Source organism: Streptomyces sp. NPDC032940 (assembly GCF_040636935.1).
Taxonomy (GTDB): domain Bacteria; phylum Actinomycetota; class Actinomycetes; order Streptomycetales; family Streptomycetaceae; genus Streptomyces.
The window spans coordinates 121,990-137,060 of the sequence record NZ_JBEZVJ010000014.1 but is presented as its reverse complement, the minus strand read 5'-3'; the positions used below and the strand labels follow the sequence as shown (position 1 = coordinate 137,060).

Here is a 15,071-nt window from a genome sequence, read left to right as displayed (position 1 = left end):
TCCCTGCTTGGGTGTGCTTGCTTGGCGGGGTGGGGTGGCGCGTGGGGATGCGGCCCGTGGTCGGCGGTGGTCGCCACCGGGGGCACGGGCGGTCGCGGTGTCCGGCCCCCCAGGAGATGAAACCGGTACGCCCGGCGATGTAAATAGAGAGGTAAATCTGATTACTTCGCCGCTTAAGTTAGGGGTCTACGCGCCTTGTGGCAAGGGCTGTTGGGGAGCTCCACCCACGCACCCCCTCCCGGCCTCCCAGCCGCCGGCCCGCCCCGAACCTCCGCCCGGCCCGGCCCGGCGGAGCGATTTACATAATCAATAAATATAAAAATGCTATGCTTCGCCTCATGAGTCGTCAGAACACCCCCACCGACGCGTCCGCCGCCATCGGGGCAGCCCTCTACGGCCTGGCCACCAGAGCCGCGAGACGCCTGCCCCGGGACATGAGCCTGACGTCCGCCGCCACCCTGGCCACCCTGCAGCGGACCGGCCCGCGGCGTATCACCGATCTGGCCGCGGCCGAGGGCGTCACCCAGCCCGCGATGACCACCCTGGTCCGGGGGTTGGAGGAGTCCGGCCTGGTCGAGCGGCGGGGCGACGCGGCCGACAAGCGGGTCACGCTGGTGTGCCTGACCGAGGCCGGCGCCTCCTATGTCCGGACGCGGCACCAGTCGGGCGTCCAGGCGTTCGAGCGGCTGATCGGCGGGCTCACCGGCGACGAGGTCGAGGCGCTGGCGGCGGCCCTTCCGGCACTGAGGCATCTGGCAGAGCTCGAGAGCCAGGACCGCGAAGGGCCCGAGCGGTGACCGGACAGCCGGCCGGCGGGGTCGCGGCGAAGGGGCTCCCGGTGGCGCGTTCCGAGGATCGGCTGCTGGTCCCCGCCCTGACGTTCATCGCACTGGTCGTGGCGGCGGTCGCCAGCCTCGGGACGCCGCTCATCACCAGCGTGGCCACCTCGTTCCACGTGTCGCTCGGCAGCGCGCAGTGGACGCTGACCGTCGCGCTGCTGAGCGGGGCCGTCGCCACACCGGTCCTGGGCCGGCTCGGAGCCGGCCCGCACCGGCGGACGACGATCCTCGCCACGCTGGCGGTCGTCGTCGCCGGCAGCGCACTCACCGTACTGCCGCTGCCCTTCGCGTGGCTGCTGGCCGGCAGAGCGGCCCAGGGCGTCGGGCTCGGCCTGACGGCGCTGATGATGGGCGTGGCCCGGGACCACCTCCCCGAGGAGCGCAGCGCGGCCGCGATCTCCCTGATCTCGGTGGTCTCGATCATCGGGGCCGGCGTCGGCTACCCGCTGGCCGCACTGCTCGCCGAGCTCGGCGGGGTACGGGCCGCGTACGGCCTCGGCCTGGTCGTCACCGCCGCCGCCCTCCTGACCGCGTGGCGCTCCGTGCCCGAAGCACCGGAAGGCCGTTCCGCCCGCGTGGACGTGGCAGGCGCGGTCGTCCTGGCCGCCGCGCTGCTCCTGGTGCTGTTCCTCGCGGGCGACCGGAACCTGTGGAGCCGTCACCTCGCCGTGGCCACGGGCCTCGCCGTCGTCGCGGCGGTGCTGCTCTGCGTCTGGGCCGTCGTAGAGCTGCGCAGCACGACGCCTCTGGTCGATGTGCGGGCGGTGCGGCACCCGGCGGTCGCCGGGGCGAACCTCGCCATGTTCGTCGGCGGGATCGGCATGTACCTCCTGCTCACGCTCATCACCCGGTACGCGCAGACGCCGCACGGCGCCGGCTACGGCTTCGGACTGACGACCTTCGTCGCCGGGCTGGTCCTCATCCCGTTCTCGGTGCTGGGGTTCGTCGCCGGCAAGCTCACGCCACGGATGCGGACGCGGATCACCGATCCCCTGCTCCTGGCCGGCAGCGCCGTCGTGGTCGGCGGCGGGTTCGCCCTGTTCGCGGCGGCCCGGTCGGACCTGGCCGAACTGTTCGCGGCGATGGGCGTGCTCGGCTTCGGCGTCGGCGGCTTCTCGGCCGCGATGCCCGGCGTCATCCTGGCCGTCACCCCCAGGAGTGAGACGTCGAGCGCCATGAGCTTCAACTACGTCGTCCGCAGCGTCGGGTACTCCCTGGGCAGCGCCACCGGCGGCCTGATCCTCACCGCGGGCACCGGCCCCGGCCGCCTCTTCCCCGACGACGGCGCCTACACCACCGCGGCGCTGGCCGGCATCGGTGCCATGACGATCACGACGCTGACCAGCCTCGCCCTCGCCCGCCGACGCACGTCCGAGACCAACCCGTAAGTCAGATGCACGCATCCCATCACTGGAGGTTCCATGCCCAAGGGCTACTGGGTCAGCGTCTACCGCACCATCTCGGAGCCGGAGAAGCTGGCCGCTTACAACAAACTGGCCGCTCGGGCCGTCGAGGCCGGAGGCGGCCGGACACTCGTACGGGGCGGTCGGGTCGTGGCGCACGACGCCGGAATCGCCGAACGCACCGTCCTGGTCGAGTTCGACAGCTTCGAGCAGGCCGTCGCGACGCACGCGAGTGCGGCCTACCAGGAGGCGCTGGCCGCCCTCGCCGACGGCGTCGAGCGCGACTTCCGCATCGTCGAAGGCATCGACTGACCGGGGAAGTCGGCACGGGAGCCGGCACCGCGACGTCGAATCACCCCGCCCCACTTCCCAGATGGCCCGCGTTCCCGCCTTCCCGGGCTTCCCCCGAGCCGCCTACGCCGAGTCAGCATGGTGGGCGCGCGCATACCCGGGCCCCGAACTATGTTGCCCCACCACATGTGCGCTTGACCTGCGTGTTTCTACGGTGTGCCGACACGTACCCGTCCCCACCGCACACGAGGAAGTGGCGCACATGGCCTCCGCAGCATCCGCTCCCCCGACACCCGGCAACCTCAAGCGCATCGTCGCCGCGTCCCTCATCGGCACCACCATCGAGTGGTACGACTTCTTCCTCTACGGTTCCGCCGCCGCCCTCGTCTTCAACAAGCTGTTCTTCCCGGACTCGGACCCGCTGGTCGGCACCCTGCTGTCGTTCCTCACCTATGCCGTCGGCTTCGCCGCCCGTCCGCTGGGCGCGCTGGTCTTCGGGCACTACGGTGACCGGCTCGGGCGCAAGAAGCTGCTGGTGCTGAGCCTGCTGATGATGGGCGGGGCCACCTTCGCGATCGGGCTGCTGCCGACGCACGCGACCGTCGGCACGGCCGCTCCCGTGCTGCTGACCGTGCTGCGGCTCGTTCAGGGCTTCGCACTCGGCGGCGAGTGGGGCGGTGCCGTGCTGCTGGTGTCCGAGCACGGGGACGCCCGGCGCCGCGGTTTCTGGGCCTCGTGGCCGCAGACCGGTGCGCCGGCCGGACAACTGCTGGCCACCGGTGTGCTGTCGGCGCTGACGGCGCTGCTGTCGGACGCCGCGTTCACCAGCTGGGGCTGGCGGATTCCGTTCCTGCTCTCCGGCGTGCTGGTCATGGTCGGTCTGTGGATCCGGCTGTCCGTCGACGAGTCCCCCGTCTTCAAGGAGGCGCTGGCGCAGGCCGAGGCGCGCAAGGCGGACGCCGAACCGCTTCCCCTCGTCGCCGTGCTGCGCCACCACTGGCGGGACGTGCTGATCGCGATGGGCGCGCGGATGGCGGAGAACATCAGCTACTACGTCATCACGGCCTTCATCCTCGTCTACGCCACCACCGCCGCCGACGTGTCGAAGCAGACGGCCCTCAACGCGGTGCTGATCGCCTCGGCCGTGCACTTCGCGGTCATCCCGGCCTGGGGTGCGCTGTCGGACCGGATCGGCCGCCGCCCCGTGTATCTGCTGGGCGCGGCCGGGGTCGGGCTGTGGATGTTCCCGTTCTTCCTGCTCATCGACTCCGGGCACTTCGGCAGCCTCCTCCTCGCCGTGACCGTGGGCCTGGTGCTGCACGGCGCGATGTACGCGCCCCAGGCGGCCTTCTTCTCCGAGATGTTCGCGACCCGGATGCGCTACTCCGGTGCCTCGATCGGCGCCCAGTTCGCGTCGGTCGCGGCCGGTGCCCCCGCGCCGCTGATCGCCACCGCGCTGCTGTCCGAGTACGACAGCTCGACGCCCATCTCCCTCTACGTCATCGCCTCGGCCCTGCTCACGCTGGTCGCCGTGGGCGTGGCCAAGGAGACCCGTCACCGGGACCTCGCCGACGTCGCTCCCGGTGAGGACGGTGCCGCGGAGCCGGCGGACTCCCGTCCCACGGGTGCCCGTACCGCCTGAACGCAGCGCCCGCCGACCCCCGTACGCCCCCGCGTGCGGGGGTCAGCGCCGTGCCGGGGCCGACAACCGGTGGAGTCTCAGGGCCAGTTGTATCTCCAGGGTGCGGGCCGGGCTCTGCCAGTCGTCGCCGAGGAGGCGGCCGACGCGTTCCAGGCGCTGCGCGACCGTGTTCACGTGGACGTGGAGCTCGTCCTTGGTGCGCGCGGGGCTCATGCCGCAGGCGAAGTACGCGTCGAGGGTGCGCAGCAGCTCGGTGCCGCGCCGTTCGTCATAGTCGACGACCTGGCCGATGGTCCGGTCGACGAAGCCGGCGATGTCCCGGTCGCCGGCCAGGAGCAGCCCGAGGAACCCGAAGTCCTCGGCGGCGGCGCCGTCCCCGGAGCGGCTCAGCAGCCGCAGGGCGTCCAGGCAGCGTCGGGCCTCGGTGTAGGCGGCGGTCACGGTCTCGGGGCGGGCGGCGAGGTCCGAGACGGGCGCGGAGGCGCCGACGGTGACGGCCTCGTGGACGGCGGTGCCCAGGTCCCGCGCGGTACGGCGGGCCAGCTCCGTGGCGCCGTCCCGGGCGTCGAGGGGCAGCAGGAGTACCGTGCCGCCGTCGCGGGCGGCGGCCAGGCCGTGCCGGGTGGCGGCGAGGTGGGAGGCCGCGGACCACAGGCGCCGGCGGGCGTCCGCCTCCTGGTCGGCGTCGGGCGCGGTGGCGTCGAGGCGGGCGGCGAGGACCACGTGCGTGGCGTCGAGATCGGCGTGCAGGCGCCGGGCGCGCTCGCGCAGCAGGCGCGGGTCTCGGTCGCGGGCGTCGAGCAGGTCGTCGAGCAGTTCGCCCCGCACCCGCTGTTCGGCCTCGGCCGCCGAGCGCCGGGCGAGCAGCAGCAGGGAGGTGACCATCGCGGCCCGCTCCAGGGTGAGCTGGTCCACGGGGTCGAGTCCGGGATGGCCGCGCAGCACGAGGGCGCCGAGCAGCTCGCCGCCGGCGGCGACGGCGGCGATCCAGTCGTCGTCGTGCCGCACCGCGTGTCCCTCGGCGCGGGACGCCTCCAGGGCCTTCGCGGGTGCCGCGGCGGCCTCGGTGAACTCGACGGTGCCGGCCAGGACCTGGGAGACCGCCGCGGCCACGTCGTGGACGCCGCCGCCGCGCAGGACCAGTTCCGCGAGCCGGTCGTGGACGTCGGAGGCGCGTTCGATGACGCCGCTGCGGTCCTTGATGATCTCGTTGGCCCGCTCCAGCTCGGCGAGGGCCGAGCGGGTCTCCGCGAGCAGGTTCGCGGTGTCGATGGCCGCCGCCGCGAGGGCCGCGAAGGAGCCGAGCAGGGCGATCTGCTCCCGTTCGAAGACCCGGGCGCGCCGGTCCGCCGCGAACAGCACGCCGATGACGTGGTGGCCGAGCATGAGGGGGACGCCGAGGATGGCGACGAGCCCCTCGTCCCGGACGCCGGTGTCGATGGTGCGGGTGTGCTGGAAACGGGCGTCCTCGAAGTAGTCCTCGGTGACGTAGGGCCGGGCGGTCTGGGCGACGAGGCCGCCGAGTCCCTCCCCCATGCCGAGCCTCAGCTGCTGGAAGCGGGCGGCGACGGAGCCCTCGGTGACGCGCATGTAGGTGTCGCCGCGCGCAGGGTCGTTGAGGCTGAGATAGGCCACGTCCGTGCCCAGCAGCGAGCGGGCCCGCTGCACGATGGCGCGCAGCACGGCGTCCAGGTCGCGCAGCCCGGCGAGGTCGTGGGCCGTCTCGAACAGCGCCGACAGCTCGGCCTCCCGCCGGCGCCGTCCCTCCAGCTCGGAGCGCACGCGCAGCGCGAGTAGCTTGGCCCGCTCCAGCCCGGCGATCCGCCCGGCCGGTGCGCCCTCGGCGCGGGCGAGGAGCACCGGCTGCTCGTAGGCGTCGGCGGAGGCCCCCCTGGCCAGCAGCTTCAGGAAGGGCGTCTCGGCACCGGCGGGCGCCGCGGGCTGCTCCGGCGCCCCGGCGCCGGGAACGGGAGGCTCGGCGGACTGCGCGTGATCGCGGGACATGCTCACAGGATCACCCATCACACGGTCGTCCCGGCAGCCCTGTGGACAACCCGGGCCACCGGAGGCGGGGCCTCCCGGCGCCCCTGTGGAGAACTGGGCCGCCGGGCCCCGCCCTGCTCGGCACACGGTCAGTGCGCGGTCCAGCCGCCGTCCAGGACGAGGGAGGTGCCGGTGACGAAGGAGGCCTGCGGGCCGCACAGGTACGCCACGGCCTCGGCGACCTCCTCCGGTTCGATGAGCCGCCGCACCGCGCTGTCCCGCAGCAGTACGTCGGACAGCACCTGCTCCTCGGGGATGCCGTGCGCCCGCGCCTGGTCGGTGATCTGCTTCTCCACGAGCGGGGTGCGGACGTAGGCGGGGTTCACGCAGTTGGAGGTGACGCCGTGGGCGGCTCCCTCCAGGGCCGCCGTCTTGGACAGGCCCTCCAGTCCGTGCTTGGCGGACACGTAGGCCGCCTTGTAGGCGGAGGCGCGCAGTCCGTGCACGGAGGATATGTTCACGATGCGACCCCAGCCCTGCCCGTACATATGGGGCAGGGCGCCGCGGATCAGGCGGAAGGGGGCCTCCAGCATGACCGTGAGCACCGTGTGGAAGACGTCCGGCGGGAACTCCTCCAGCGGCCGCACCATCTGCAGCCCCGCGTTGTTCACGAGGACGTCGGTGCCGGCGGCCGCCTGCTCGGCGGCGTCCAGGTCGGTCAGGTCCAGGACGTGCGGTTCGACGGTGCCCGTGAGGTCCTCGGCGAGCCCGGTGAGCGCGTCCAGCCCGGCGACGTCCCGGTCGACCGCTCTGACCTTCGCCCCGGCGGCGGCGAGCCGCAGCGCGCAGGCGCGGCCGATGCCGCCGGCGGCACCGGTCACGAGGGCGGTGCGCCCGCCGAGGTCGAGCGGGGAGGCGTGGGGGGCCGGGAGGACACTGGGCGAGGTCATGTCCCGACCCTAGGCAGGGCCCACCCGGCGCCACATGTGGGCACGCCCCACAGTTCAGAGAGAATCAGTGGGCTCGAACCATGTGGGTGCGTCGGACAGGGCCTGCTTGATCCGGAACTGCCCGAACTCCCCGAGATCCGGCAGGGCGTCCACGGCGAACCAGCCGACGTCCAGCGACTCGTCGTCGTTGACCCGGGCCTCGCCGCCGACCGCCCGGCAGCGGAAGGTGATGTCCATGAACTGGCAGATGTCGCCGTTCTCGTAGGTGATCGGGGCGAGGGCCTGGGCGAGGACCAGCCGCTCGACGACGCACCGGACGGCGGTCTCCTCCTCCACCTCGCGCACGGCGCAGGCGGCGGGCTGCTCCCCGGGTTCCGGGATGCCCCCGATCAGCGACCAGCGCCGGTTGTCGGCCCGCCGGCCCAGCAGCACCCTCCCCTCCTCGTCGAAGACGACGGCGGTGACCCCGGGAAGCCACAGCAGCTGGTGTCCGGCACAGGCGCGCAGGTCGCGGATGAAGTCGGGAGTAGGCATGCGTCCGACCCTAACGAACCGGGCGGGCCGCTTCCGGAGACGCAGCGGGGCGTGCGGCGGGCGGACGGTCACACATCGCGGGCGCGCCGCAGGCGCACACCGGCGCCGACGGCCCAGCCGAGCCCGCCGGCCGCGACGAGCACGAGGGCGATCTCCGGCCACACGCCCCACCGGGTGGCGGGGGTCTCGGAGGAACGCAGCGGCACCTCCTGGACCAGGGAGTCCGCCACGAACATGCCGGTCTTCCGGGTGATCCGGCCGTCCGGCATGATGATCGCGCTGACGCCGCTGGTCACCGGCACGGTGACGGTCCGGCTGTGCTCGACGGCGCGGATACGGGACATCGCGAGCTGCTGGTAGGTCATCTCGCTGCGGTCGAAGGTCGCGTTGTTGCTGGGCACCGAGATCAGCTGGGCGCCGTCGGTGACCTCGGAGCGCACGGCCCAGTCGAAGGCCGCCTCGTAGCAGGTGACGAGGCCGACCCGGGTGCCGGCCATGGTGAAGACGCCGGGCTCGGTGCCGCGGCTGAAGTCCCGGCTGACCATGGACGTCCAGTCGTCGTTGATCGCCCCGATCAGCGAGCGCAGCGGCAGATACTCGCCGAAGGGCTGGATCTGCCGTTTGTCGTAGGTGTCGACGGGGCCCTTCTCCGGGTCCCACAGGATCTGCTCGTTGAGCAGCTTGCCGTCGCGCTCGACGACGCCGCCGACCGAGACGGGGACGCCGATCGCCTTTGCGGCCCGGTCGATGATGTAGCGGGCGTCGGCGTTGGCGAAGGGGTCGATGTCGGAGGAGTTCTCCGGCCAGAGCACGAAGTCGGGGCGCTCGGCCTTGCCCGCCGCGACCTCGGCGGCCAGGCGTTCCGTCTCGCGCGCGTGGTGGTCGAGCACGGCGCGGCGCTGGGCGTTGAAGTCGAGGCCGGCGCGGGGCACGTTGCCCTGGATCACGGCGACGGTCGCGGTACCGTCCTCCGCCTCGTCGGTGACCAGCGGCCGGGCGGCCACGGCGCCCACGACGGGCACGGCCACGCTGAGCAGGGCCGCTGCCGCCGCGCCCCGTCGTACGGTCCGGGTGCGGCGTGCGCCGACGGCCAGACGGACGGTCTCTGCGAGGCCGAAGCCGCACAGGACGACCGCGAAGCCGAGCACCGGTGTGCCGCCGACCGCGGCGAGCGGCAGGAACACGCCGTCCGCCTGTCCGAACGCGATCTTCCCCCAGGGGAAGCCGTGGAAGGGCACGCGCGCGCGTGCGGCCTCTCCGGCGATCCACACGGCCGCCGCCCACAGCGGCCAGGCCGGGAGCCGCGACACCGCGGCGACACCCGCCCCGACGAGTGCGACGAAGACGGCCTCGATGACGACCAGGGCGAGCCAGGGGCCGGGGCCGACCTCCACCCCGGTCCACACCAGGAGGGGCAGCAGGAAACCGAGACCGAACAGGTAACCGAGGCCGAGGCCCGCCTTCCAGCTCCGGCCGCGCAGCACCGCGCCGAAGACGGCGAAGGCGGGCAGGGCCAGCCACCACAGGGTGCGCGGCGGGAAGCTGACGTAGAGCAGCACTCCGGAGAGCGCGGCTGCGGCGGCCGGGTACAGGCGCGTGAGCCGCGCGGCGAGACGCGAGGCGGGTGCGGCCTGCGGCTTCAGCCGGTCCGGCTCGCCGACGGTGGTTGCGGTGACGGTCACCCACCGGAGTGTACGGCGCGTGCCGACGCGGCCGACAGCACGGTTCGAGGGGCCGGCGGGGCCCTCGGGCGACCGGCGCCGCAACGTTTCGGCACAACCGGCCGCCGGGCCGGGCCCAATCCGCCGACCAGCCGTTACGGTGTGCCGGAGCCTCGGTCGCCCGGTCCTGTCGTCCGTGCGGCGGGGGCCCGTCGAGGTCGGGGGCGACACGGGCGGGGGACACGGTGGGTGCGAGGGGGCGGAGGTCCGCGGCCGCTGCGGCGGCGGACGGTGAGAGACGGAGCCGGTCGGACGCGGCGGGCGTGCTGATCCTCGGGGCCTGTGCGTCCTGGTCGCTGATCACGGCCGCGGCACACGCCGGGCGTCCGGAGGGGGTGCTGCTCGCCGTGCTGGCGGTGGCCGCCGGCTATGCCGTGGGGCGGATCGGCGGCGCGCTCCTCCCGGTCGCCGCCGCCTGCGCCGCGGGGCTCGCCGGCGCCGCCCTGACGGTGGCGTTGCCGCAGCTGGTGACCGGACCGCGGATCACGGTGCCGCTCGGGCACGCCGGCGCCACCGCGGCCCTGCTGGTCCTGTCGGCGGGCGCCCTGTGCTGCGGGGCCTGGGCCAGTCCGGTCCCGGCCGTGCGGCTGGTACTGCGTCTGCTGGCCGCGGGCATCGCCGTGACCGCCGCCGTCCTGGGCTCGGCCGCCGGTTGCGTGGCCTGTGCCGGGGTGCTCCTGTGCTCGCTCGTCGCCGGCCGTGTCCGCCGCCGCGGTGCCGCGCTCGCCGCGCTGGCTCTGGTGGCCGGGCTGGTGGCCGCCCTGACCTGGGCGGTCGCCGCGCGGGCCGCATTGCCGGACGGTCTCGCCGAGTCGGTGGAGGGACGGCTGACCTCCTCCCGCGTCCTGCTCTGGGGCGACGCGCTGGACCTGCTGCGCGGGGACGCCCTGCTCGGCGTGGGCCCGGGGCGATTCGGTGAGCTGAGTCCGGCGGCGCGGCTGTCGGCGGCGGCCGACGGCAGGCCCCACTCGGCGACCTGGCAGCAGGCGGCCGAGCAGGGCGTGGTCGGTGTCGTCCTGCTGGGCGCGGCCTTCGGCTGGGTGCTGTACGCGCTGTGGCGCTCGCCGCGCCCGACGCCGGTCGCGCTGACCGCGGGCGTGGCGCTCACCGGGCTGGCCGTCATCGCGGCGGTCGGCAACGCCCTGAGCTTCACCGCCGTGTCGGTGGGCGCGGGCCTGCTCGCGGGACTGGCCACGGCCCGCCCCCTCACCGACGAGCCGCCGGCGACGGCGCCGGGGAGGGGGCGGCAGGGGCGCCGGGCGTCGAGGTGACCGGCCGGGGGTACCGGACGGACGGGCGGGGCACTCCGGCCCGCGGGGACTCGCGGGCCGGCGCACGGACACGGACGGGCTGGCGCGCGTCATTGATGTCGACGCCGGTGCTGAGGGCCGACGCACTCGACACGGGCGGGCAGGCGACACGTGCGACGACCGGCACGCACGGGCCTGCGCACACGGACGGCACACACGGGGCCGGCAGTCGACACACGGGCCGGCGGGCGGCACATCGGGGCGAAGGGCGACACGGGATGGGCGACACGGGAGGGTGGCGGTTCTCCGGGGCCCGGGGCCATGGGACGGCGCCCGTAGACCTCGTCGCCGCGGGACGCTCCCGCGCGGCCTCAGTGCGCCGCCGGCCCCGGCGTCTTCGGACGGAGACGGTCCCTGATCACCTGGACGGCCGCTTCCGCGTCGTCCACGGTGACGGTGAAGGTGTGGCCGTCCCACAGCCGCAGGACCAGGCCCTCGCCGCGCCGTACGACGACGGCCGTGCCCTTCTCCGGCCGCCAGCGATACCCCCAGCCGCCCCAGTGCCGCGGGGTGACGTGCGGGGTGAACTCGGCGCCCACGACGTGCGAGAGGGGGATGCGCCGACGGGGCACGCCGATATGGCCGCAGCGCACCTCGAGGCACTCCTCGTCGACTCTCAGCGCGACGTGCACGAACGCCAGCGTGCCGAAGAGCACGAGCAGTCCGGCCGCGATGCAGCCGACGACCGCCATGGTCAGCGGGGCGATGCCGGTCTCCCAGGCCGATTCGACGGCCAGCGCGATACCGAGAGCCACACACGCGACACCGATGAGCGCCAGGAACCACTGGACGCGGTTGGTGGCACGTCCGGTCCAGACGTCGGCTGCGGGGGTGCTCTCGCCGGGGCGATGCCTCATGGATATGAGGTTACTCATGTTTCGCTGCGCGAGTACCTCGTCGCGCAGGGTGACTGGGCCGAGCGGGCGTGCGGCCCCGGTCAGCGGGCCGGCGTGGCCGTGCGCAGCAGCCGGCCCTCCTCGTAGGCCGCCGCGGTCCCGGGAAGGGCGCCCTCGCGTCCGCTCAGCAGCACGGTGAGGGTGCCCGTGGCCGGGGCCTCCGGCTCGGGCCGGGCACCGATCCGGCGCAGCGCCTGTGCGGCGACCGCGCCGGCGGAGCCGTGCAGGACGAGGCGCGGGGCGCCGGGGCGCTGCACGGCGGCGCGGATGCGTTCGGCGACGAGTTCGTAGTGGGTGCAGCCCAGGACGACGGTCGTCACGTCGTCGGGCGTGAGCGCGGCCGCGGCGGCGACGGCGGCGGTGATCGCCGTCTCGTCGGCGTGCTCGACGGCCTCGGCGAGACCGTGGCAGGGCACCTCGGTGACGGGCGTGCCGACGGCGAAGTCCTCGATGAGTCCGCGCTGGTAGGGGCTGCCGGTGGTGGCGGGCGTCGCCCAGATGGCCACGGGCCCGCCGCCGGCCGCGGCCGGCTTGATCGCCGGGACGGTGCCGATGACCGGGAGGCCGGGTTCGAAGCGGGCCCGCAGGGTGGGCAGCGCGTGCACGGTGGCCGTGTTGCAGCCGACGATCAGGGCCTCCGGCCGGTGCGCGGCGGCGGCCTCGGCGACGGCCAGGGCCCGGCCCGTGAGGTCTTCGGGGGTCCGCGGGCCCCAGGGCATGCCGTCGGGGTCCAGGGAGAGGATGAGATCGGCGTCCGGCCGCAGGCGTCGTACCGCAGCGGTGGCCGCCAGCAGACCGATTCCGGAGTCCATGAGCGCGATCTTCACCAGGCCACGATAGACGATGGGCCTTCGCGCGCCGCGTCGTGGGGCAGACTGCGCCCGTGAGCGCCGATGCCTGGACTTCCGTCGTGACCGTCGTGTCCGCCCTCTCCCTCGCCGCCTGGCTGTGGCTGCTGCTCGCCCAGGGCTTCTTCTGGCGTACGGACGTCCGGCTGCCCGCCCGGGTGGATCCGGACGTGTGGCCCCCGGTGTGCGTCGTCGTGCCTGCGCGCGACGAGGCGGGGGTCCTGCCGGCGAGCCTGCCGTCGCTGCTCGCCCAGGACTATCCGGGGCGGGCGGAGGTCTTCCTGATCGACGACGGCAGCACGGACGGCACCGGCGACCTGGCGCGCGACCTGGCCCGGCGCGACGGCGGGCTGCCGCTGACCGTGGCGTCGCCCGGGGAGCCGCCGGCGGGCTGGACGGGCAAGCTCTGGGCGGTGCGGCACGGCATCGGTCTGGCACGCGCGCGGGAGCCCGAGTACCTGCTGCTGACGGACGCCGACATCGCCCACGCGCCGGACAGCCTGCGGCAGCTGGTGGCGGCGGCCCGTACCGGCGGTTTCGACGTGGTCTCGCAGATGGCGCGGCTACGGGTCGAGAGCGTGTGGGAGCGGCTCGTGGTGCCGGCCTTCGTCTACTTCTTCGCGCAGCTGTACCCGTTCCGGCGGATCGGCAGGGAGCGCGCGGGGAAGAGGGCGACGCGCACGGCGGCCGCCGCGGGCGGCTGTGTGCTGCTGCGCGCCGACGCCGCCGAGCGGGCCCGGATCCCGGACGCCATCCGGCACGCGGTCATCGACGACGTGGCCCTCGCCCGGGCGGTCAAGGGCAGCGGTGGCCGGGTGTGGCTGGGGCTGGCCGACGGCGTGGACAGCGTGCGCCCCTATCCACGGCTGCACGACCTGTGGCGGATGGTCTCGCGCAGCGCCTACGCGCAGTTGCGGCACAGTCCGCCGCTGCTGGCCGGCACGGTCGCCGGCCTGGCGCTGGTGTATCTGGTGCCGCCGGCCGCGGTGATCGCGGGCCCGGTGGCCGGCGGTGCGGCGGCGGTGTGCGGGGCCGCCGCGTGGCTGGTGATGGCGGGGACGTACGTACCGATGCTGCGGTACTACCGGCAGCCGCCGTGGCTCGCCCCGCTGCTGCCGTTCACCGCGTTCCTGTACCTCCTGATGACGGTCGACTCCGCGGTGCAGCACTACCGGGGGCGCGGTGCGGCCTGGAAGGGCCGCACCTACGCCCGTCCGGGCGCCCTGCCCGACGAGGGCTGAGCGCCCGCGCCGGGTGGGCTCGGCCGGCGGGGTTCACTTGCGGCCCGGCGTCCAGTTCATCCCCCACCCGTAGGCGTAGTCGACCGTCCGCTGCGGGCTCACTCCGCGCTCGGGCACCAGATAGCGGGCCTCGCGCTGGACGACGAGGTCGTTGCCGGTGTTGGTGATCAGGGCGAGGGCGCACACCGTCGAGGGAACCGTGCACTCGTCGAGCGAGAAGTCGATCGCTGCGCCGAACTGCGGCTGGAGGGTGACCGTGGCGTGCAGGTCGGCGAAGGAGCGCGCGCCCTCGTAGATGGTGACGAAGACGAGGATGCGCCGGAAGTACCTCTGGTGGTCGAGGTTGATGGTGAGGTTCTCGCCGGTCGACACGGCGCCGGTGCGGTCGTCGCCGTCGAGGAGGATGAACGGCGGCTGGTGCAGGGCGCCGAAGGCGTTGCCGAGGGCCTGGACGACGCCCTTGCTGCCGTCGCTGAGTTCGTACAGGCAGCACAGGTCGAGGTCGAGGTCGTTGTGCATGGCGACCGGGCGGCCCAGCTTGCGGCCCCAGCCGGAGAACTGCTTGCGCACCTCCCAGTTGAGGTTCACGCGCATGGCGCCCGAGGTGCCGCCCTGTTTGGTGAGGGAGACGGAGGGCGCGGCCTTGGTGAGCGTGACCTTGGTGAGGCTCACCGGTGCCGCGGCGGGTGCCGTCGCCGGGGGCGGCGGGGTGGCCGCGGGCCGCGTCGCGGGCGGCGGCGGCGTCACGGTGGCCGGAGCTGGGGGCGAGGGCGGAGTCACGGTGGCCGGGGCCGCGGGCGGGGGCGTGACGGCGGCGGGGGGCGCCTGTTGCGGCTCGTCGACGGTGATGCCGTAGTCGGTGGCCAGGCCCTCCAGACCGCTGTCGTACCCCTGGCCGACGGCACGGAACTTCCAGGCGCCCTGTCGGCGGTAGAACTCGCCGAGCACGAAGGCCGTTTCGACGGTGGCGCCGGGGTTGTCGAAGCGGGCGACGACGGTGTTCTGCGCCGCGTCCCGCACCTCGATGTACAGGTCGGGGACCCGGCCGAAGGAGCCGCCGTCCGAGGAGGCGGCGACGATCACCGTCTCGATCGCGGGCTCCACGCGCGCGAGGTCGACGAGCAGACTGTCGGTCACCCGGCCGCCGGCGTCCCGCTTGCCCTCGTGCCGGACCGCGCCGGAGGAGTGGGCCGGCTGGTTGTAGAAGACGAAGTCCGCGTCGGAGCGGACCTTGCCCGCCACCAGGAGCAGCGCCGAGGCGTCCGCATCGGGCACGCCTGGGCCGGTCCGCCAGCCCAGTTCGACCCGCAGCGCCGTGGCCGGCACCGGGGTGTTCGAGCCTTTCGACATTGACATGTCCGCCCCCATCACGAGTCACCGCGCCGGGCCACGTCCCGGCGGTTCGCCAAGTTT

Annotated in this window: 13 protein-coding genes; 6 read left to right on the top strand and 7 right to left on the bottom strand. The window is 74.2% G+C overall.

The window, feature by feature from the left end:
• The first annotated feature begins 338 nt into the window (after positions 1–338).
• The 4 genes from AB0E77_RS19310 to AB0E77_RS19295 all read left to right on the top strand — a co-directional run bounded on the left by AB0E77_RS19310 (position 339) and on the right by AB0E77_RS19295 (position 4,175).
• Positions 339–797, top strand: coding sequence for a MarR family transcriptional regulator (locus AB0E77_RS19310; RefSeq protein ID WP_361572048.1), 459 nt, complete (start codon positions 339–341; stop codon positions 795–797).
• The gene (locus tag AB0E77_RS19305; protein ID WP_361572045.1) at positions 794–2,227 is read left to right on the top strand and encodes an MFS transporter; all 1,434 of its coding nucleotides are present in this window, start codon (positions 794–796) and stop codon (positions 2,225–2,227) included. Before AB0E77_RS19310 ends, AB0E77_RS19305 begins: the two co-directional genes overlap by 4 nt.
• A 33-nt stretch (positions 2,228–2,260) precedes the next feature.
• On the top strand, positions 2,261–2,554 hold the full coding sequence (locus AB0E77_RS19300) for a DUF1330 domain-containing protein (protein ID WP_361572043.1): 294 nt from the start codon (positions 2,261–2,263) through the stop codon (positions 2,552–2,554).
• A gap of 241 nt (positions 2,555–2,795) precedes the next feature.
• Positions 2,796–4,175 carry an MFS transporter gene (locus AB0E77_RS19295; RefSeq protein ID WP_361572040.1) on the top strand — a complete coding sequence of 460 codons (1,380 nt, stop codon included), beginning with the start codon at positions 2,796–2,798 and terminating at the stop codon, positions 4,173–4,175.
• Positions 4,176–4,217: 42 nt separating this feature from the next.
• Here the strand turns inward: AB0E77_RS19295 and AB0E77_RS19290 are convergent, their stop codons facing one another.
• The 4 genes from AB0E77_RS19290 to lnt all read right to left on the bottom strand — a co-directional run bounded on the left by AB0E77_RS19290 (position 4,218) and on the right by lnt (position 9,324).
• Positions 4,218–6,179, bottom strand: a complete 1,962-nt coding sequence (locus tag AB0E77_RS19290) for a GAF domain-containing protein (RefSeq protein ID WP_361572038.1) — start codon at positions 6,177–6,179, stop codon at positions 4,218–4,220.
• Between the two features lie 128 nt (positions 6,180–6,307).
• Positions 6,308–7,108, bottom strand: a complete 801-nt coding sequence (locus tag AB0E77_RS19285; RefSeq protein WP_361572035.1) for a 3-hydroxybutyrate dehydrogenase — start codon at positions 7,106–7,108, stop codon at positions 6,308–6,310.
• Positions 7,109–7,162: 54 nt separating this feature from the next.
• The gene (locus AB0E77_RS19280; RefSeq protein ID WP_361572032.1) at positions 7,163–7,642 is read right to left on the bottom strand and encodes an NUDIX domain-containing protein; all 480 of its coding nucleotides are present in this window, start codon (positions 7,640–7,642) and stop codon (positions 7,163–7,165) included.
• A 68-nt stretch (positions 7,643–7,710) separates the two neighbouring features.
• Complete coding sequence (lnt, locus tag AB0E77_RS19275; protein ID WP_361572030.1) at positions 7,711–9,324, bottom strand: apolipoprotein N-acyltransferase; 1,614 nt, start codon at positions 9,322–9,324, stop codon at positions 7,711–7,713.
• 302 nt (positions 9,325–9,626) lie between these two features.
• Here lnt and AB0E77_RS19270 point away from each other — a divergent pair, with 302 nt between their 5' ends.
• Positions 9,627–10,634, top strand: a complete 1,008-nt coding sequence (locus tag AB0E77_RS19270) for an O-antigen ligase family protein (RefSeq protein ID WP_361572028.1) — start codon at positions 9,627–9,629, stop codon at positions 10,632–10,634.
• A 350-nt stretch (positions 10,635–10,984) separates the two neighbouring features.
• Here the strand turns inward: AB0E77_RS19270 and AB0E77_RS19265 are convergent, their stop codons facing one another.
• Complete coding sequence (locus tag AB0E77_RS19265) at positions 10,985–11,530, bottom strand: hypothetical protein (RefSeq protein ID WP_361572025.1); 546 nt, start codon at positions 11,528–11,530, stop codon at positions 10,985–10,987.
• A gap of 80 nt (positions 11,531–11,610) precedes the next feature.
• Positions 11,611–12,396 carry an aspartate/glutamate racemase family protein gene (locus AB0E77_RS19260; RefSeq protein WP_361572023.1) on the bottom strand — a complete coding sequence of 262 codons (786 nt, stop codon included), beginning with the start codon at positions 12,394–12,396 and terminating at the stop codon, positions 11,611–11,613.
• A gap of 38 nt (positions 12,397–12,434) precedes the next feature.
• Here AB0E77_RS19260 and AB0E77_RS19255 point away from each other — a divergent pair, with 38 nt between their 5' ends.
• Positions 12,435–13,658 carry a glycosyltransferase gene (locus tag AB0E77_RS19255; RefSeq protein ID WP_361572020.1) on the top strand — a complete coding sequence of 408 codons (1,224 nt, stop codon included), beginning with the start codon at positions 12,435–12,437 and terminating at the stop codon, positions 13,656–13,658.
• A gap of 33 nt (positions 13,659–13,691) precedes the next feature.
• On the opposite strand, the gene AB0E77_RS19250 is transcribed toward AB0E77_RS19255, so the two are convergent.
• On the bottom strand, positions 13,692–15,008 hold the full coding sequence (locus tag AB0E77_RS19250) for a TerD family protein (RefSeq protein WP_361572156.1): 1,317 nt from the start codon (positions 15,006–15,008) through the stop codon (positions 13,692–13,694).
• Between the last annotated feature and the right edge of the window lie 63 nt (positions 15,009–15,071).